The organism is Pseudomonas sp. ES4, from assembly GCF_050586665.1.
In the GTDB taxonomy this organism is placed as follows: Bacteria; Pseudomonadota; Gammaproteobacteria; order Pseudomonadales; family Pseudomonadaceae; genus Aquipseudomonas; species Aquipseudomonas frederiksbergensis.
This window is the reverse complement of the sequence record NZ_JBOBDO010000006.1, coordinates 196,698-214,850: the sequence shown is the minus strand read 5'-3', so window position 1 is coordinate 214,850 and position 18,153 is coordinate 196,698. Positions and strand designations below refer to the sequence as shown.

Genomic DNA, 18,153 nt, shown 5'->3' with positions numbered 1-18,153 from the left:
AGAGGAGTTTCCATGGATAAAAAACTGATCGTTGTCGCGGTGGCAACGTTGGCGCTGGGCATTGGTATTGGCTCGATGTGGGCGGGCAACGGGTCCATCGAGGCCCACGCCGATGAAGCGGCGGAGCATGCGGACCACGACGAAAAAGGCGTTGCAGCCGAAGGTGAAGAGGGGCATCTGACGTTGAGTGCCGAGCAGATCGCGGCGGCGGGCATTCAACTGACCGAAGCGCGGGCGCAAAGCATCAGCCTCGGTTTGTCGTTCCCCGGCGAAGTGCGCCTGGACGAAGACCGCACCGCCCACGTCGTACCGCGGGTGCCAGGGGTAGTCGAGTCGGTGTCGGTCAATCTCGGGCAGTGGGTGAAGAAGGGCCAGCTGCTGGCGGTGATCGCCAGTCAGCAGATCTCCGATCAGCGTAGCGAACAGGCTGCGGCGCAACGGCGCTTGGCCTTGGCGCGCACCACCTACGAGCGCGAGAAGCAGTTGTGGCAGGACAAGATTTCCGCCGAGCAGGATTTGCTGCAGGCGCGCCAGGCGCTGGAAGAAGCCGAAATCGCCGTGAACAACGCCCGGCAAAAGATCAGCGTACTCAGTGGCAGCGTGGTTGCCACCGGCGGCAATCGTTATGAACTGCGCGCGCCGTTCGACGGGGTGGTAGTGGAAAAGCATCTGACGTCAGGGGAGGTGGTCGACGAAACCACGGCGGCGTTCACGCTCTCGGACCTGTCGCGAGTGTGGGTGACCTTCGGCGTTTCGTCCAAGGATCTGAACAAGGTGCAGGTGGGCAAAGCGGTCACTGTCAGCGCCCCGGAACTCAATGCGCAAGTCGCCGGCACGGTGGCTTACGTCGGCAGTTTACTCGGCGAACAGACCCGTACCGCCACCGTTCGCGTCACCTTGGAAAACCCTCAAGGTTCGTGGCGTCCCGGATTGTTTGTCACCGCACTGGTCGCTACCGACAGCCGTCAGGCCAACGTGGCGGTGCCGGAAGCTGCGATCCAGACCGTCGAGGACAAACCCACGGTGTTCGTGCGCACCGACGACGGCTTCGAGGCGCGGGCCGTGGAGCTGGGCAGTCGTGCAGCGGGGCAGGTGGAAGTTACGCAGGGGCTGGAGGCCGGTGCGCAAGTCGCTGCGGCCGGCAGCTTCGTTCTCAAATCGGAACTGGGCAAGGCCTCGGCCGAGCACTCTCATTGAAGAAGCTCATTGAAGACTCCCCCTAAAGACGCCCATCGATTCGCCCCCTCGACGAGAAGGTTCTCATGTTCGAACGCCTGATCCAGTTTGCCATCGAGCAGCGCATCATCGTGCTGCTTGCCGTTCTGCTCATGGCCGGCCTCGGGATCGCCAGTTATCAAAAACTGCCGATCGACGCCGTGCCCGACATCACCAACGTCCAGGTGCAAATCAACACCGGCGCCGCCGGGTTCTCGCCGCTGGAAACCGAGCAGCGCATCACCTTCCCGATTGAAACCGCCATGGCCGGTCTGCCGGCGCTGGAGCAGACCCGTTCGCTGTCGCGTTCGGGGCTGTCGCAGGTCACGGTGATTTTCAAGGACGGCACCGACCTGTTCTTCGCCCGGCAATTGGTCAACGAGCGGTTACAGATCGCCAAGGAGCAATTGCCCGAGGGCACCAACGCGGTGATGGGGCCGATTTCCACTGGCCTCGGCGAGATATTCCTGTGGACCGTGGAAGCCAGGGAAGGTGCGCTCAAGGACGATGCAAGTGCCTACACGCCGACGGATTTGCGGGTGATTCAGGACTGGATCATCAAGCCGCAACTGCGCAACGTCCCTGGTGTGGCCGAGATCAACACCATCGGTGGCTTTGCCAAGGAATACCAGATCGCCCCCGATCCGAAACGGCTGGCAGCCTACAAGTTGACCCTCACCGACCTGATCACGGCGCTTGAGCGCAACAACGCCAACGTCGGCGCCGGGTACATCGAGCGCAGTGGCGAGCAGTTGCTGATTCGGGCGCCGGGACAAGTGGCGAGCATCGAGGACATCGCCAATATCGTCATGGCCAACGTCGATGGCACGCCGATCCGGGTGAAGAACGTCGCCACCGTGGACATCGGCCGCGAACTGCGCAGCGGTGCGGCCACGGAAAACGGCCGTGAAGTGGTGCTCGGCACCGTGTTCATGCTGATCGGCGAAAACAGCCGAACCGTGTCCCAGGCCGTCGCCAGCAAGCTGGAGCAGATCAACCGTTCGCTGCCCAAAGGCGTGATCGCGGTGCCGGTGTACGACCGCACGCACCTGGTGGACAAGGCCATTGCCACGGTGAAAAAGAACCTGATCGAAGGCGCGATTCTGGTGATCGCGATTCTGTTCCTGTTCCTCGGCAACATCCGCGCGGCACTGATTACCGCGATGGTGATTCCGCTGTCGATGCTGTTCACCTTCACCGGCATGTACAGCAACAGGGTCAGCGCCAACCTGATGAGCCTGGGCGCCCTCGACTTCGGCATCATCGTCGACGGCGCGGTGGTGATCGTCGAAAACACCCTGCGACGGCTGGCCCATGCACAGCAGCATCACGGGCGTTTGCTGAGCCGCTCCGAGCGTTTGCGTGAAGTGTTTGCGGCGGCCAAAGAGGCTCGGCGACCGCTGATTTTCGGCCAGTTGATCATCATGGTCGTGTACCTGCCGATCTTTGCCCTGAGCGGCGTCGAAGGGAAAATGTTCCACCCGATGGCGTTCACCGTGGTCATCGCCTTGCTCGGCGCCATGCTGCTGTCGGTGACCTTTGTGCCGGCCGCGATTGCGCTGTTCGTCACCGGCAAGGTCAAGGAAGAAGAGGGCATGGTGATGCGCGGTGCGCGCCGGGTGTATGCGCCGGCGCTGGCGTGGGTGATGAACCATCGCGCCGTGGCGGTGGGCGCGGCGTTGGGCGTGATTGTGCTCAGCGGCGTGCTGACCAGCCGCATGGGCAGCGAGTTCGTGCCGAGCCTCAGCGAGGGCGATTTTGCCCTGCAAGCCTTGCGCGTGCCGGGCACCAGCCTCACGCAATCGGTGGACATGCAGCAGCGTCTGGAAACCCTGATCCTGGGCAAAGTACCGGAAGTCGAGCGCGTGTTCGCCCGCACAGGCACTGCGGAAATCGCCTCCGACCCGATGCCGCCGAACATCTCCGACAGCTACGTGATGCTCAAGCCAAAAGAGCAATGGCCGGACCCGGACAAGTCTCGCGAAACCCTGATGGCGGAACTGCAACAGGCCGCCGCGACGTTGCCGGGCAGTAACTACGAACTGTCGCAGCCGATTCAGTTGCGCTTCAACGAACTGATCTCCGGCGTGCGCAGCGACGTCGCGGTCAAGGTGTTCGGCGATGACATGGACGTGCTCAACGCCACCGCGGCGAAGATTGCCGCCGCCATGCAGAAGGTCAATGGCGCCTCTGAAGTCAAAGTCGAACAAACCACCGGCCTTCCGGTGCTGACCATCAACATCGACCGCGACAAGGCGGCGCGTTACGGGCTCAACGTCGGCGATGTGCAGGACACCATTGCCGTCGCGGTGGGTGGGCGTCAGGCCGGCACGTTGTATGAAGGCGACCGACGTTTCGACATGGTGGTGCGGTTGTCCGATGCCATGCGCAAGGACATCGAAGGTCTGTCGGCGCTGTTGATTCCGGTGCCGGCACCGCTCAATGGCGCGGCTGATCAGATTGGTTTTATTGCCTTGAAAGAAGTCGCCAGCCTTGATGTGGTGCTGGGGCCGAATCAGGTCAGCCGCGAAAATGGCAAGCGCCTGGTGATCGTCAGCGCCAACGTGCGCGGGCGCGATATCGGTTCGTTCGTCGAAGAGGCGGGCGAGGTGATCGAGCGAGATGTGCAGGTGCCTGCGGGTTACTGGACCCATTGGGGCGGGCAGTTCGAGCAACTGCAATCGGCGGCCAAGCGCCTGCAGATCGTGGTGCCGGTGGCGTTGCTGCTGGTGTTCGGGTTGTTGTTCATGATGTTCAACAACCTCAAGGATGGCTTGCTGGTGTTCACCGGGATTCCGTTTGCGTTGACCGGCGGGGTCATGGCGCTGTGGTTGCGGGACATTCCGCTGTCAATCTCGGCAGGCGTGGGCTTCATCGCGCTGTCGGGGGTAGCGGTGCTCAACGGGCTGGTGATGATTGCGTTCATCCGCAACCTGCGGGAGGAGGGGCGTTCGCTGTCTGATGCGATCAACGTAGGCGCGCTGACACGTCTGCGCCCGGTGTTGATGACGGCGCTGGTGGCGTCACTGGGCTTTATTCCGATGGCGCTGGCGACCGGTACTGGCGCGGAAGTGCAGCGACCATTGGCGACGGTGGTGATTGGCGGGATCCTGTCCTCGACCCTCCTGACGCTGCTGATCTTGCCGGCGCTGTATCAGCTCGCCCATCGCCGAGAAGAAGACACAGCTCCAACAGAGTAGGTGATCTACCTGTGGGAGCTAGCCTGCTAGCGATAGCAAATCTGTCAGTCGACACTGATGTTGATTGATCCATCGCTTTCGCGAGCAGGCTCGCTCCCACAGTTTTTTTGGCACATGACGGATATGTAATTTGTGCGCCACCGTTATGAAAGGTTCGGATTGTTACCTTGATCCCGTCAGCTACTAAACGAGGAATCAAACATGAAATTCGCACAAATCAGTGCCTTTACAGCAGCGTTGGCGATGTCTTCTCTGGTCTTGGCCGAAGGCGGCGGTGATCGGACCTTCGCAAAAATGATGACCGCCAATGACCGCTCTGTAGAGCTGTTCGTCGCCAAGGAACAAGCTCGCGACCCCGTCGTCGTCAATGAAAAGAAAGACGGCAACACCAAAGACTTGTAAGCGCATCGCACTTGAACAAGCCCGTCATCGAGTCTCGATGCCGGGTTTTTTTATGAGCCAGGATTGGAAGGAAATGGATATGAAAGTGCTTAAGTCAATGACGTTCGCCAGCGTGCTGACGATGTCCCTGAATGTGTTCGCCGAGGGTGGTGGTGACCGGACGTTCGAGCGGGCGCTGAGTGCCAATACCAAAGCCATGCAGCAGTACGCGGCCAACCAGGGCAAACCGGCGCCGGTGGTCAAGGACTACGAATACGGAATGAAGCTGGACGTGGTGAAAGTGGTGAGCGTTGTGCGCCCGCCAGCTGCCTGCGCCGTAGTCCCCACCGCCATGACCTACGAAGACTCCAAGGGCCAACTCAACACCATCAAATACACCGTGGCGGGGGATTGCCGCAATCGCGGCGGCTGACACCGCCTTGATGGCCAGGACCGGATTCTCCGAAGGCGCTGCCGAATCTTCGGCAGCTCCTTCGGGTTTTATTCAGGCGCACATAAAAAAGGCGCCCCGAAGGACGCCAAAGATTCACCTCTTACCAAAGGAGCAAGGAGCTTCTAAAGGTGAATGTGTATCAACCGCTCAATCAGAGAATCGCCAACGGGTACTCGACAATCACCCGCACTTCATCCAGATCCGATTCAAACGCCGTGGCGCGAGTCGTGGCCTGGCGCAAACGCAGCGACAGGTCTTTCATCGAACCGCTCTGCACCACGTATTTGACTTCGACATCGCGCTCCCAGCGCTTCTGGTCGGTCAGTGGATTGCCGTCAGCATCGCGGCGCATGTACACGGCGTTGGCGTTGGAGTAATCGGCGTCGGTGCCTCGGGCGTAACGAGTCATGAACGATAGCCCCGGCACACCGTAAGTGGTCATGTCGAGGTCGTAGCGCACCATCCACGAACGTTCCTTGGGCGAGTTGAAGTCGCTGTACTGGATGGAGTTGTCGAGGAAGATCGAGTCGGATTGACGCAGGTAATCGAAGTCGTCATTGCCGTTGTTGCGCTGGTGCGAAAGCGCAACGGAGTGCGCGCCGAGTTTCACGCCGACCCGGCCGCTCCAGATGTTGTTATCGAACTTGCCGAGCAATTGTTTGCCTTCGTCGACAGCCTTGTAATAGTTCAGGCCGCCAAACAGCGACAGGTCATCCGATAGCGGATAGGTCCAGGCAGTGCCGGCGTAGTACTGATTCCAGGCATCCTTGAGGCGGCTGGAGTACAGGCTGAAACTGAGGTTCTTGTTCAGTACATAGTCGCCGCCGCCGTAAGCGATCCACGGCGAATTGACCGGGCCGGCATAAAACGTGGCGAAGTTCTCGCGCATGTCGCTGGACACGGGTTGGCTCATCGCATGCAACCGACCGCCCTGAATCGACAGGCCTTCGATGCTGGTGTTGGTCGCCGTCACGCCGCGAAAGCTTTCCGGCAGCAAGCGCGAGTCACCGGCCGCCACCACCGGGTTGCCCGGGAACACGTCACCGACCTTGACCACCGTATCGAAGGCTCGCACTTTGGCGGCGCCACCCATCTTCGTGTACTCATTGCGCGCCTCGCCATCATTGTTGACTGGCAGCACATCAAACGAACTACGGCCACCGTTGCGCCCGTCACCGGTGTCGAGCCTCAAACCGATCATTGCAAACGCATCGACACCGACGCCGACGGTGCCTTGGGTAAACCCGGATTCGAACTTGCTGATCACCGCTTGGGCCCAGGCTTCGGAATAACCATTGCCGGTGGGGCTGGACTGGCCGTTGCGGTGATCACGGTTGAAGTAGAAGTTACGGTTGAGCACCGTCAGGCTGCTGCCCTCGATAAACCCTTCGGCTTTATCATCCGCCATCACCATGGACGGTCCGGAGCCGACCACCACCGCTAAAGCGGCCATCGACATTTTTGTATTGTTAACCATCAATCACTCCTTGGGTTCGGCAGAACGGGAACGTGCTTCGGCGTGGGTTTTTATTGTTCGGCGGAGAAGGCCCGCCGGCATGGTCGCCGGGTGACATCGTTGCAAGCTGCGGATAACGCCAAGGTGATGCGGGAATTACAATTTCGTTATGTGGGTGGAGTAAAAGCCCTAAGCATTCAGGTCAGGGTTGCGAGCTGATCGATCTCTGCGGAAGCAGTGATCAGCATCAGCTTTTGGTAGTTGAACCTTGCAATCAGTTAAGGAACAACACAATCCGAAGGCCCCGTTTTTTATTGCGTTGCCTAGGGACCAGCAGCCTCAAATCAAAATGGCCAACGATGTGTACTTGGCTACCATTGGATCCGCAGTAAGAAGTTTCATCGGTTCTGTCATTGCAGTGGCCACGATGAGGCGGTCGAACGGATCACGATGGTGAGGTTCCAGATCTTTCACCGCAATGGCGTGTTCGGATGAAACAGGTAGTTCAATAAATCCGCTTTGGATGCAGTATTGGCGGATTTCCTCCAGATCAACGCTTAGCTTTCCTAGACCGACCTTGATAGCCATTTCCCAGAAGGTCGCGGCGCTGACATAAACTTCAGTGGCGTTATTAATGAGTTGTCGGGCTTTGCCAGATAATTTCTGATCGTCGGCGAGTGTCCAGAGCAGTACATGGGTATCGAGCAACACCCTCATGGTTGCTGCCCTTCAAATGCATCCAGCAGGTCGTCTGGCAAAGCGGCGTCGAAGCCGTCGGTAAGGATGAGTTTGCCTTTCATCGCTCCAATTCGCTGTCCGCGCGGTCTTTCCACTGGAACCAGGCGGGCAAGGGGACGGCCGTGTTTGGCGATCGTGATGACTTGTCCGGCGGCTGCGTCATCGACGAGTTTGGATAAATTGTTTTTTGCTTCTGCTAACGGAACAATGATCATGATTCGCCCCTCCCTATATTCTGGACAAATATAGCCAGAATTTTGTGGAGCTGCAAAATTGCGCAAGACCTCAGCACAGACGAATGGCAAAAGGGTCGGTTTGATGTCGTAGCGCTCAGGTGAAGCTTCGTTCCGACGTCCAGTGGCCAAAGCGTCAGATCCGTCTACCAGTTCATAAAAGATGTCGCGTTTCATTGCTCGTCCTCGCTTCGGTTTGTCTGTCCGGCAGGCACTCAAGATAGAGGCACTACCCCAATTCTGGCTGTAGGACGAACCTGACGATTCCGCGAGAGCTTTCTGGGATTAGAGAAGGAGGGCAGGGCAGCAGTAACAAATCCCACAAACGCAAAAACGGCACCCGAAGGTGCCGTTTCTGTTTTCTACCAAGTGTCGCTTAAGCGATCAACCCGCCAGCCCCGCCTGCTGAACCAGCACCAGCAACGGTTGCGGATACAGACCGAGGAAGAACGCCAGTGCGGCGATCGCCAGCAGCATCACGCCGCCTGCACGTTGTTCCCAGTGCAGTTGTGCATCGTGGCGACGCAGGTTCGGTTCGATCAGGTACAGGGTGACCATCACGCGCAGGTAGTAGAAGACGCCGATGGCGCTGCCCAGAACCAGGGAACCGACCAGCCACCATTGGTGCGACTCGACACCGGTAGCGATGATGTAGAACTTGCCGATGAAGCCCGCGGTCAGCGGGATACCGGCCAGGGACAGCATCATCACGGTCAGTACGGCGGTCAGGTACGGACGGCGCCAGAACAGGCCGCGGTATTCGTACAGCGCATCCGCGTCACGGCCGTTGTACGGCGAGGACATCAGGGTGATCACGCCGAACGCGCCGAGGCTGGTGATCACGTAGGTGACCAGGTACACGCCGATGGCTTCCACGGCCAGGCCTTTGCTCGCCACCAGGGCGATCAGCAGGTAACCGAAGTGAGCGATGGACGAGTAACCCAGAAGACGCTTGAGGTTGCTCTGGGTCAGTGCCAGCAGGTTACCGAACAGGATCGACGCGATGGCGATGATGGTCAGCACGTCGCTCAGGACACCGCTGCTTGCAGCCGGCGAGATCTGGAACAGACGCACCATCACTGCGAACACAGCGACTTTGGACGCGGTGGCCAGGAACGCGGCCACCGGTGCCGGAGCACCTTCGTAAACGTCCGGGGTCCAGAGGTGGAACGGTACCAGCGACAGCTTGAACGCCAGACCGATCAGCATCATGCCCAGGCCCAGTTGCGCCAGCGAGCTTGGCAGGCCGGTGGCTGCGAGGGCCTGGCCGATGCCGACGAAGCTCAGGCTGCCGGAGTCGGCATACAGCAGGGCCATGCCGAACAACAGGAACGCGGAACCGGCGGCCGACAGCACCATGTACTTGATACCGGCTTCCAGCGAACGCTTGTTGAAGAAGGCATACGCCACCAGACCGTAGACCGGTACCGAGAGCAGTTCCAGACCGATGAACAACCCGGCCAGGTGCTGCGCGCTGACCAGCACCAGGCCACCGGCGGCGGCCATCAGGATCAGCAGGTAAAGTTCTTCACGGTTGCCCGGGTAACCCGAACCGCCATCGCCGAGGTAGGCGTGGGCGAGGGTCACACAAGCGAGGGTGGCGACCAGGATCAGCGCCATGTACAGACAAGCGAAGGTGTCGATCTGCAGCAATGGCGTCACGGCCAGGGGCGCGACTTTCAGGGCTGGCAGGATCGACAGCAATGCCAGGTTCAGGCCCGCCACGGAAATCAGGAAGGTCTGCGAGTGGTTGCGGCGCCAGGCGATCGCCAGCATCACCACGATGATCGTGGCGCTGGTGATCAACAACGGCGCAAGCGCGATAAAGTGTTGAGTCGTGAATTCCATAGCGCTCTTACCGGGCCGAAGCGAGTTGAGTGAAGGCGGTACCGAGCCATTGCTGCACGCCATGCATCGTCGCAGCAGAGGTATCGAGGAACGGTTGCGGGTACACGCCGATGTAAATCAGCAGCGCCGCAAGCCCAACCACCATGATCAGTTCGCGAGCATCCATGCCATGCAGCACCGCATCCGACTTGGACGGGCCGAAGTAGGCACGGTGGATCATGATCAGCGAGTAGACCGAACCGAACACCAGGCCGGACGTCGCGATGATCGTGATCCATGGGGCGGCCGGGAACGTGCCGATCAGGATCAGGAACTCACCCACAAAGTTACCGGTACCCGGCAAGCCCAGCGACGCGGCTGCGAAGAACAGGCTGATGGCTGGCAGGTAAGCGATCTTCGACCACAGGCCGCCCATCTCACGCATGTCGCGGGTATGAGTGCGCTCGTACAGTTGACCACTGAGGATAAAGAGTGCCGCCGCCGACAGACCGTGCGCCAGCATCTGCATCACCGCGCCCTGCAGGGCCAGTTGGCTGCCGGAGTAGATGCCGATCAACACGAAACCCATGTGGGAAACGGAGGAGTAGGCGATCAGGCGCTTGATGTCGGTTTGGGCGAAGGCCAGGAACGCACCGTAGAAGATCCCGATCAGACCCAGGGTCATGGCGATCGGCGCAAACTCGGCCGAGGCATTCGGGAACAGCGGCAGGGCGAAACGCAGCAGACCGTAAGCAGCGGTTTTCAGCAAGATACCGGCCAGGTCGACCGAACCCGCTGTTGGCGCCTGGGCGTGAGCGTCAGGCAACCAGGAGTGGAGCGGCACCACTGGCAGCTTCACCGCGAAGGCGATGAAGAAGCCGAGCATCAGGATGTACTCGGTGGTCAACGACATCTTGGTTTTCAACAGGTCGGCGTAGTTGAAGGTAATCACGCCGGTTTCGTCGAAGTTGACCAGGACCAGGCCCAGGATCGCCACCAACATGATCAGGCCGGAAGCCTGGGTGAAGATGAAGAACTTGGTCGCCGCGTAGATCCGGGTTTTCTTGCCGTCCGAAGAACTGTGACCCCAGAGCGCGATGAGGAAGTACATCGGCACCAGCATCATTTCCCAGAAGAAGAAGAACATGAACAGGTCGAGGGCGAGGAACACGCCGACGACACCGCCCAGGATCCACATCAGGTTCAAGTGGAAGAAACCAACGTGACGCTGGATCTCTTTCCACGAGCAAAGTACCGAGAGGATACCCAGCAGGCCGGTCAGCAGGATCATCAACAGCGACAGGCCGTCGAGGGCCAGGTGCACGCTGATGCCGAAGCGCTCGATCCAGATGTGCTTGAACTCGAGCACCCAGGTCGGATCGGCGCCAGGCGCCGGAGCAAATGAATAATCACCGTGGGCCCACAGCCAGAGGCCGAGTGCGAGTTCCAGGGTCATGGTCAACAGCGCAATCCAGCGGGGGAGGGTAGCGCCGAAGCGCTCACCCATCCAGCACAGCAGGCCGCCGATGAAGGGGATCAGGATTAGCCAAGGCAGAATCATGACGGGCTCAATTCCTTTCGCAAGTTCGCAAGGTTCATATTCAGACCGCTACCAGCACGATGGCGCCGATGACCAGCACGGAGCCGGCTGCCATCGATGCCGCGTACCAACGCAGTTGACCGGTTTCGGTACGACTCAGGGCGGTGTGACCGCCTTTGGCCATACGCGGGATCAGACCGATGGTCTGGTCGAGCGGGTCTCTGCGCAGTGCGTGGCTGAGCGCAAGGTATGGCTTGACGAACAGTTTGTCGTAGATCCAGTCGAAGCCCCAGGCAGCGAACCACCAGGCCGAAAGGAAGCGGCCGATGCCGCTGTTGGCGATTGCAGTGACGAAACGACGCTTGCCGAGGAACAGCAAGGCGGCCAGCAGGATCCCGGCCAGGGCGATAGCGCCCGAGGCGATTTCCAGGCTGTGCTTGGCGTCGCCGCCGGCATGGCCGACGCTTTCTGGCAGCACACCGTGCAGCGGCGGAACGATCATCGCGCCAATGGCGGTCGACAATACGATCAGCACCGACAGCGGCAGCCAGTGAGCGATGCCGTGACCGGCGTGCGCTTCGGTCTTCAATTCACCGTGGAACGCGATGAAGATCAGGCGGAAGGTGTACAGCGAGGTCATGAACGCGCCGACCAGACCTGCGTAGAGCAGACCGTTGTTGCCGCTGGCAAACGCTTCCCAGAGGATTTCGTCCTTGGAGTAGAAGCCCGCGGTCACCAGTGGCAACGCCGCCAGAGCCGCGCCGCCGACGATGAAGCTGGCGTAGGCCAGTGGCAGTTTCTTCCACAGGCCGCCCATCTTGAAGATGTTCTGCTCGTGGTGGCAGGCAACGATCACCGCACCGGACGCAAGGAACAGCAGCGCCTTGAAGAAGGCGTGGGTCATCAGGTGGAAGATCGCGCCATCCCAGGCACCAACGCCCAATGCCAGGAACATGTAGCCGATCTGGCTCATGGTCGAGTAGGCGAGGATACGTTTGATGTCGGTCTGGACCAGTGCGGCAAAACCGGCGAGTACCAGGGTCACACCGCCGACAACGCCGACCAGGTGCAGGATCTCCGGCGCTAGGGTGAACAGGCCGTGAGTACGAGCGATCAGGTAGACACCGGCAGTTACCATGGTCGCGGCGTGGATCAGTGCCGAAACCGGAGTAGGACCGGCCATCGCATCCGCCAGCCAGGTTTGCAGCGGCAGTTGCGCCGATTTACCGACAGCGCCGCCCAGCAGCATCAGGGTCGCCATGACCATCCAGAAGTCGCCGGCCTGGAATTTCTGCGGTGCCAGCACCAGCAGTTCCTGGATGTTCAGTGTGCCCAGTTGCGCGAACAGGATGAACAGGCCGATGGCCATGAACACGTCGCCGATCCGGGTCACGATGAAGGCTTTGAGCGCCGCGTTACCGTTGTTGCGGTTGCTGTAGTAGAAACCGATCAACAGGTACGAGCACAGGCCCACACCTTCCCAGCCGAAGTACAGGAACAACAGGTTATCGCCCAGGACCAGGAACAGCATGCTGGCGATAAACAGGTTGGTGTAGGCGAAGAAGCGCGAGTAACCGGCTTCACCGCGCATGTACCAGGACGCGAACAGGTGGATCAGGAAGCCGACGCCGACCACCACACCCAGCATGGTCAGGGACAGACCATCCAGGTACAGCGCGAAGTTAGGCGTAAAGCCTTCCACCGCCATCCACTGCCACAACACCATGGTGTAGTGACCGCCTTCAGGTGGCGCGACGTTGAATTGCCAGATCACATAAGCCGTGACGATGGCCGACAAGCCGATGGAACCGACGCCGATCAGCGCCGACAGGTTTTCCGAAAAACGGCCGCGTGAGAACGCCAGCAGCAGGAAACCTATGAGAGGGAATACGAAAGTCAGATAGAGAAGATTCATCCGCGCATCTCGCTGGCAGCGTCGATATCGAGAGTGTGGAAGCGGCGATACAGCTGCAACAGAATCGCCAGGCCAATACTGGCCTCGGCGGCTGCCAGGCTGATCACCAGGATGAACATGATCTGTCCATCCGGCTGCGCCCAGCGGCTACCGGCAACGATGAAGGCCAGTGCGGAGGCATTCATCATGACCTCCAGGCTCATCAGCACGAAAAGAATGTTGCGCCGGACCATCAGGCCGACCAGACCGAGGCAGAACAGGATGCCGGCGACCGCCAGACCATGCTCCATAGGGATAGCAGGCATCGTCATTGCTCCTTGGCTTCGTTGCGGCCCAAGTGGAACGCCGTGACGGCTGCGGCGAGCAGCAGCATCGAGGCGAGTTCGACCACCAGCAGATAAGGACCGAACAGGCTGATGCCCACGGCCTTGGCGTCTACGGTGGTGTGGCCGATGGCCTGGCCGCTGGCGTCGCTGAACAGCACGTACAGCAGTTCAACCAGCAGCAGGGTGCCGAGCGCGACCGGGCCGAGCCAGATGCCGGGCTTGAGCCAGACGCGCTCTTGCTGAACCGAGGCCGGGCCCAGGTTCAGCATCATCACCACGAACACGAACAGCACCATGATGGCGCCAGCGTAGGCGATCACTTCGAGCACACCGGCAAACGGTGCGCCGAGGGCGAAAAACGTCATCGCCACGGCAATCAGCGAAATGATCAGGTAGAGCAGGGCGTGCACGGGGTTGGTGTTGGTGATCACGCGAAGCGTGGACACAACAGCGATACCCGATGCGAAATAGAAAGCGAATTCCATCTTTCTTCCTTAAGGCAGCAAGCTCTTCACGTTGATCGGTTCGGCTTCATTTTGCGCGGAGCCTTTTGGCTTACCGGCAATCGCCATACCTGCAACACGATAGAAGTTGTAATCAGGGTTTTTGCCGGGGCCGGAGATCAGCAGATCTTCTTTCTCGTACACCAGGTCCTGACGTTTGAACTCGGCCATCTCGAAATCCGGTGTCAGCTGGATCGCGGTGGTCGGGCAGGCTTCCTCGCAGAGGCCGCAGAAAATGCAGCGCGAGAAGTTGATACGGAAAAATTCCGGGTACCAGCGACCGTCATCGGTTTCAGCTTTCTGCAGCGAGATGCAGCCGACCGGGCACGCCACGGCGCACAGGTTGCAGGCTACACAGCGCTCTTCGCCGTCGGGGTCGCGGGTCAGCACGATGCGGCCACGGAAGCGCGGCGGCAGGTAAACCGCCTCTTCCGGGTATTGCAGCGTGTCGCGCTTGCGGAAGGCGTGGCCGAAGATCATCACCAGGCTGCGAAGCTGGGTGAAGAAGCCATGCACGATGTCAAATATGTACTTCATGATTCTCTATCCTCACTGAGCCGCGACAGCGGGCGTGTTGAGCAACACGATCGCAGCGGTCACCAGCATGTTGACGAGGGTCAGCGGCAGGCAGAACTTCCAGCTGAAATCCATCACTTGGTCATACCGTGGGCGCGGAATCGAAGCGCGCAGCAGGATGAAGAACATGATGAAGAACGCGGTTTTCAGTGCGAACCAGATGAACGGGATCTGCGGCAGAATGCCGAACGGACCGTGCCAGCCACCGAAGAACAGGGTCACCAGCAGCGCCGAAATCAACACGATGCCGATGTACTCACCGACGAAGAACATGCCCCATTTCATGCCGGCGTATTCAATGTGGTAACCGTCGGCCAGTTCCTGCTCCGCTTCCGGCTGGTCGAACGGGTGACGGTGAGTCACGGCGACGCCGGCAATGAAGAAGGTCAGGAAACCGAAGATCTGCGGAATGATGAACCACATGTTCTGCGCCTGGTATTCAACGATGTCGCGCATGTTGAACGAGCCGACCTGAATCACGATGCCCATCAGCGACAGGCCCATGAACACTTCGTACGACACGGTTTGTGCCGAGGCCCGCAAGCTGCCCAACAGGGCGAACTTGTTGTTGCTCGACCAGCCGGCGAACAGCACCGCGTAGACCGACAGACCAGCCATGGCGAAGAAGAACAGGATGCCGATGTTGATGTCCGCCACACCCCAGGTCGGGGTGATCGGGATGATCGCGAAGGCAATCAGCAAGGCGCTCATGGCCACGACCGGCGCCAAGGTGAAGATCACCTTGTCGGCGAACGGCGGGGTCCAGTCTTCCTTGAAGAACATCTTGATCATGTCGGCCGCAATCTGGAACGCGCCGAACGGGCCGACGCGGTTCGGACCGTAACGGTCCTGCCAGAGGGCGAGCAGACGACGCTCGACCCAGCTCAGCAGCGCGCCGCACACCACCACGGCGAGCAGAATCACGATGGCCTTGAGGACCGCGATGATCACGTCAATCACTTCAGGCGTGAACCAGGTCATTGAGCTGCCTCCTGCAGACCGTCAACGGATTTGCCAAAGATCGCTGGCGGAATGCCGGCGATACCGGCCGGCAATGCGACCAGGCCGGCACCCAGCTCTTCGTTGATGCGCAGTGGCAGACGCAGGGTCTGGCCAGCAACGCTCAAGCTCAGCAAGGCACCGTCATTGACACCCAGGCGGTCGGCTTCGGATTTGGCCAGCGACACGTAAGCGGCCGGGATGCGTTCCTGAACCGGCGCGGCTTTGGAAGAGTTCTCTTCGCTGCCGAACAGGTGGAAGAACGGCACGACCTGCCAGGTGCCCGGCGCCGGGTTGAACGCGCGAGGAACACTGGCGAACCAGTTCAGCGAATCACCGGTGCTTTCGATCAGGCGGGTGCCCGGGTCGCCAGCGCGGATATGACCACCGACTTCGTCCTGGAACTTGTTCCAGGCTTGCGGCGAGTTCCAGCCCGGAGACCAGGCGAATGGCACTTGCTGACGCGGTTCGGCCGAGCCCGAGTAACCTTCCATGGAGAACGAGAACGCGGTGTCGTTATCTTGGGAAGTGCGCGGTTCGTGCACGCTGATGTCGGCGCGCATGGCAGTACGACCGGAGTAACGCAGCGGTTCGCGAGCCAGTTTCAGGCCTTTGATACGGAACGCGGCGGACGGTGCGGCGCTGACGATGCCGGCCAGTTGCGGAGTGCTTGCGGCACAGGCAGCGGTGACGTGGTCCAGTTGGGTCCAGTCGATCGGCTGGCTCAACAGGGTAGCGCGCAGGGCATGCAGCCAGCGCCAGCCTTCGTGAACCATGATGCTTGCGTCGAGGTAAGTCGGGTCGAAGACCTGGAAGAAGCGCTGGGCGCGGCCTTCCTGGCTGACCAGCGTACCGTCGCCTTCAGCGAAGCTGGCAGCTGGCAGAACCAGGTGCGCACGATCGCTGGTAGCGGTCTTCTGATGGTCCGCCACGATTACCACTTTCGCGGCGTTCAGGGCAGCATCGACACGGGCTTTGTCGGTACGGGTGTACAGATCGTTTTCCAGCACGACGATGGCGTCGGCCTTGCCGTCGATCACCGCTTGCAGCGCGGCATCGACCGAGTCGCCACCGAGCATGGCCAGGCCGAGGCTGTTGGCCTCCGGCACGATCAGGCTGATGGAACCGTTCTTCTCGCGCAGCTTCAGGGCCTTGGCGATGTTCGCCGCGGCTTCGATCAGCGCCTTGGAACCCAACGAGGTGCCGGCAATGATCAGCGGACGCTTGGCGGCGAGCAGGGCGTCGGCAATGCGCTTGGCCAACTCGAGAGCTTCAGCGTCCAGGCCTTCTACGGCAGGCGCGCTGGCATCGAGGGCGTGAGCCACGGCGAAACCGATGCGGGCCAGGTCGTCTGGCGCAGCGTGAACGCATTCTTCAGCGATGTCGTCGAGCTTGGTTTCAGCCAGGCTGGCGATGAACAGCGGGTTCAGCGCGTTCTGACCGATGTTCTTCACGGCAGCGTCGAGCCAAGGCTGAACGCGCATGGCGTCGGCCATGTCTTCGGCTTTGCCTTTGACCGATTGACGCAGGGACAGGGCCATGCGCGCAGCGGTCTGGGTCAGGTCTTCGCCGAGGACGAAGATCGCGTCGTGGTCTTCGATGTCGCGCATGTTCGGGATCGGCAGCGGGCTGTCTTTGAGCACCTGCATGACCAGACGAATGCGTTCCAGCTCGCCGGCTTCGATACCGGAGTAGAAGTGCTCGGCGCCGACCAGTTCGCGCAACGCGTAGTTGCTTTCGAGGCTGGCACGCGGCGAACCGATACCGACGATGTTGCGACCGCGCAGCAGATCGGCGGCTTTATCCAGCGCTTCATCGAGGGTCAGTTTGGCGCCGTTGGCCAGCTTTGGCTGACGCGGGCGGTCTTCGCGGTTGACGTAGCCGTAGCCGAAACGGCCACGGTCGCACAGGAAGTACTGGTTTACCGAACCGTTGAAACGGTTTTCGATACGACGCAGTTCACCGTAGCGCTCGCCCGGGGAAATGTTGCAACCGCTGGAGCAGCCATGACAGATGCTCGGCGAGAACTGCATGTCCCACTTGCGGTTGTAGCGTTCGGAGTGAGTCTTGTCGGTGAACACACCGGTCGGGCAGACCTCGGTGAGGTTGCCGGAGAACTCGCTTTCGAGGGTGCCGTCTTCAACGCGACCGAAGTACACGTTGTCGTGGGCGCCGAATACGCCGAGGTCGGTGCCGCCAGCGTAGTCTTTATAGAAGCGCACGCAGCGGTAGCAAGCGATGCAGCGGTTCATTTCGTGGGAAATGAACGGGCCCAGTTGCTGGTTCTGGTGAGTACGCTTGGTGAAGCGATAACGGCGCTCGTTGTGGCCGGTCATCACTGTCATGTCTTGCAGATGGCAGTGACCGCCTTCCTCACAGACCGGGCAGTCGTGAGGGTGGTTGGTCATCAGCCATTCAACGACGCTGGCGCGAAACACTTTCGCTTCTTCGTCATCGATGGAGATCCAGCTGCCGTCGGTGGCGGGGGTCATGCACGACATGACGATCCGACCACGCTTGTCGTTTTCGTCGGTGTACTGCTTGACCGCGCACTGGCGGCAAGCGCCAACGCTGCCAAGGGCTGGGTGCCAGCAGAAATAAGGGATATCGAGGCCTAGCGACAGACATGCCTGTAACAGGTTGTCTGCCCCATCGACTTCGAGCTCTTTGCCGTCTACGTGGATAGTGGCCATGGTTCAAAGTTCTTCGTTGGCCCGGTGTCAGCGGGCGTGGCTAATGGAATCTTGTTGTTCGCGTGAATCAACACAGCCGTTCAAGGCGTCATCACAC

Annotated in this window: 15 protein-coding genes; 4 read left to right on the top strand and 11 right to left on the bottom strand. The window is 60.3% G+C overall.

Features of this window, described 5'->3' with window-relative positions; genetic code table 11:
• The first annotated feature begins 12 nt into the window (after positions 1 to 12).
• From ACQ4OB_RS09985 to ACQ4OB_RS09970, 4 genes are all read left to right on the top strand, one after another.
• Positions 13 to 1,197, top strand: a complete 1,185-nt coding sequence (locus tag ACQ4OB_RS09985) for an efflux RND transporter periplasmic adaptor subunit (RefSeq protein WP_074878238.1) — start codon at positions 13 to 15, stop codon at positions 1,195 to 1,197.
• A gap of 65 nt (positions 1,198 to 1,262) precedes the next feature.
• Entirely contained in the window at positions 1,263 to 4,415 is a 3,153-nt protein-coding gene (locus ACQ4OB_RS09980) for a CusA/CzcA family heavy metal efflux RND transporter (RefSeq protein WP_430955619.1), read from the top strand.
• 201 nt (positions 4,416 to 4,616) lie between these two features.
• Positions 4,617 to 4,817: a co-regulatory protein PtrA N-terminal domain-containing protein gene (locus ACQ4OB_RS09975; RefSeq protein ID WP_430955618.1), complete on the top strand. Its 201-nt coding sequence runs from the start codon at positions 4,617 to 4,619 to the stop codon at positions 4,815 to 4,817.
• A 79-nt stretch (positions 4,818 to 4,896) separates the two neighbouring features.
• Positions 4,897 to 5,229, top strand: a complete 333-nt coding sequence (locus ACQ4OB_RS09970; RefSeq protein ID WP_074878232.1) for a DUF2790 domain-containing protein — start codon at positions 4,897 to 4,899, stop codon at positions 5,227 to 5,229.
• 172 nt (positions 5,230 to 5,401) lie between these two features.
• Here ACQ4OB_RS09970 and ACQ4OB_RS09965 read toward each other — a convergent pair whose 3' ends face one another.
• The 11 genes from ACQ4OB_RS09965 to nuoG form a co-directional block, all read right to left on the bottom strand.
• On the bottom strand, positions 5,402 to 6,727 hold the full coding sequence (locus ACQ4OB_RS09965) for an OprD family porin (protein ID WP_430955617.1): 1,326 nt from the start codon (positions 6,725 to 6,727) through the stop codon (positions 5,402 to 5,404).
• Positions 6,728 to 7,045: 318 nt separating this feature from the next.
• The gene (locus tag ACQ4OB_RS09960; protein ID WP_074878228.1) at positions 7,046 to 7,423 is read right to left on the bottom strand and encodes a type II toxin-antitoxin system VapC family toxin; all 378 of its coding nucleotides are present in this window, start codon (positions 7,421 to 7,423) and stop codon (positions 7,046 to 7,048) included.
• The gene (locus ACQ4OB_RS09955) at positions 7,420 to 7,854 is read right to left on the bottom strand and encodes a type II toxin-antitoxin system Phd/YefM family antitoxin (protein ID WP_235865023.1); all 435 of its coding nucleotides are present in this window, start codon (positions 7,852 to 7,854) and stop codon (positions 7,420 to 7,422) included. Before ACQ4OB_RS09955 ends, ACQ4OB_RS09960 begins: the two co-directional genes overlap by 4 nt.
• A 207-nt stretch (positions 7,855 to 8,061) precedes the next feature.
• The gene (gene nuoN, locus ACQ4OB_RS09950) at positions 8,062 to 9,525 is read right to left on the bottom strand and encodes an NADH-quinone oxidoreductase subunit NuoN (protein WP_033057078.1); all 1,464 of its coding nucleotides are present in this window, start codon (positions 9,523 to 9,525) and stop codon (positions 8,062 to 8,064) included.
• A gap of 7 nt (positions 9,526 to 9,532) precedes the next feature.
• On the bottom strand, positions 9,533 to 11,065 hold the full coding sequence (gene nuoM / locus ACQ4OB_RS09945) for an NADH-quinone oxidoreductase subunit M (RefSeq protein WP_430955616.1): 1,533 nt from the start codon (positions 11,063 to 11,065) through the stop codon (positions 9,533 to 9,535).
• A 40-nt stretch (positions 11,066 to 11,105) separates the two neighbouring features.
• A complete protein-coding gene (gene nuoL, locus ACQ4OB_RS09940) occupies positions 11,106 to 12,959 on the bottom strand; it encodes an NADH-quinone oxidoreductase subunit L (protein WP_074878221.1) in 1,854 nt (617 codons plus the stop codon).
• Positions 12,956 to 13,264 carry an NADH-quinone oxidoreductase subunit NuoK gene (nuoK, locus tag ACQ4OB_RS09935; RefSeq protein WP_007946416.1) on the bottom strand — a complete coding sequence of 103 codons (309 nt, stop codon included), beginning with the start codon at positions 13,262 to 13,264 and terminating at the stop codon, positions 12,956 to 12,958. Before nuoK ends, nuoL begins: the two co-directional genes overlap by 4 nt.
• Before the next feature lie 2 nt (positions 13,265 to 13,266).
• Positions 13,267 to 13,770, bottom strand: coding sequence for an NADH-quinone oxidoreductase subunit J (gene nuoJ, locus ACQ4OB_RS09930; RefSeq protein WP_007905076.1), 504 nt, complete (start codon positions 13,768 to 13,770; stop codon positions 13,267 to 13,269).
• Positions 13,771 to 13,779: 9 nt separating this feature from the next.
• Positions 13,780 to 14,325 (bottom strand): NADH-quinone oxidoreductase subunit NuoI, encoded by a 546-nt coding sequence (gene nuoI / locus ACQ4OB_RS09925; RefSeq protein ID WP_200889382.1) that lies wholly within the window; start codon positions 14,323 to 14,325, stop codon positions 13,780 to 13,782.
• A gap of 12 nt (positions 14,326 to 14,337) precedes the next feature.
• Positions 14,338 to 15,345 (bottom strand): NADH-quinone oxidoreductase subunit NuoH, encoded by a 1,008-nt coding sequence (gene nuoH, locus ACQ4OB_RS09920; protein ID WP_074878218.1) that lies wholly within the window; start codon positions 15,343 to 15,345, stop codon positions 14,338 to 14,340.
• Positions 15,342 to 18,056, bottom strand: a complete 2,715-nt coding sequence (gene nuoG, locus ACQ4OB_RS09915; RefSeq protein ID WP_074878216.1) for an NADH-quinone oxidoreductase subunit NuoG — start codon at positions 18,054 to 18,056, stop codon at positions 15,342 to 15,344. The genes nuoH and nuoG overlap by 4 nt, the downstream gene beginning before the upstream one ends.
• Positions 18,057 to 18,153 lie beyond the last annotated feature (97 nt).

What these genes read in the sequence shown, in the direction of transcription:
- nuoM (WP_430955616.1), bottom strand. Translation starts at nt 11,065, where the DNA reads ATGATTCTGCCTTGGCTAATCCTGATCCCCTTCATCGGCGGCCTGCTG.
- ACQ4OB_RS09970 (WP_074878232.1), top strand. Translation starts at nt 4,897, where the DNA reads ATGAAAGTGCTTAAGTCAATGACGTTCGCCAGCGTGCTGACGATGTCC.
- nuoK (WP_007946416.1), bottom strand. Translation starts at nt 13,264, where the DNA reads ATGCCTGCTATCCCTATGGAGCATGGTCTGGCGGTCGCCGGCATCCTG.
- nuoH (WP_074878218.1), bottom strand. Translation starts at nt 15,345, where the DNA reads ATGACCTGGTTCACGCCTGAAGTGATTGACGTGATCATCGCGGTCCTC.
- ACQ4OB_RS09975 (WP_430955618.1), top strand. Translation starts at nt 4,617, where the DNA reads ATGAAATTCGCACAAATCAGTGCCTTTACAGCAGCGTTGGCGATGTCT.
- ACQ4OB_RS09955 (WP_235865023.1), bottom strand. Translation starts at nt 7,854, where the DNA reads ATGAAACGCGACATCTTTTATGAACTGGTAGACGGATCTGACGCTTTG.
- nuoI (WP_200889382.1), bottom strand. Translation starts at nt 14,325, where the DNA reads ATGAAGTACATATTTGACATCGTGCATGGCTTCTTCACCCAGCTTCGC.
- ACQ4OB_RS09985 (WP_074878238.1), top strand. Translation starts at nt 13, where the DNA reads ATGGATAAAAAACTGATCGTTGTCGCGGTGGCAACGTTGGCGCTGGGC.
- ACQ4OB_RS09960 (WP_074878228.1), bottom strand. Translation starts at nt 7,423, where the DNA reads ATGAGGGTGTTGCTCGATACCCATGTACTGCTCTGGACACTCGCCGAC.
- nuoJ (WP_007905076.1), bottom strand. Translation starts at nt 13,770, where the DNA reads ATGGAATTCGCTTTCTATTTCGCATCGGGTATCGCTGTTGTGTCCACG.
- nuoG (WP_074878216.1), bottom strand. Translation starts at nt 18,056, where the DNA reads ATGGCCACTATCCACGTAGACGGCAAAGAGCTCGAAGTCGATGGGGCA.
- nuoL (WP_074878221.1), bottom strand. Translation starts at nt 12,959, where the DNA reads ATGAATCTTCTCTATCTGACTTTCGTATTCCCTCTCATAGGTTTCCTG.
- ACQ4OB_RS09965 (WP_430955617.1), bottom strand. Translation starts at nt 6,727, where the DNA reads ATGGTTAACAATACAAAAATGTCGATGGCCGCTTTAGCGGTGGTGGTC.
- ACQ4OB_RS09980 (WP_430955619.1), top strand. Translation starts at nt 1,263, where the DNA reads ATGTTCGAACGCCTGATCCAGTTTGCCATCGAGCAGCGCATCATCGTG.
- nuoN (WP_033057078.1), bottom strand. Translation starts at nt 9,525, where the DNA reads ATGGAATTCACGACTCAACACTTTATCGCGCTTGCGCCGTTGTTGATC.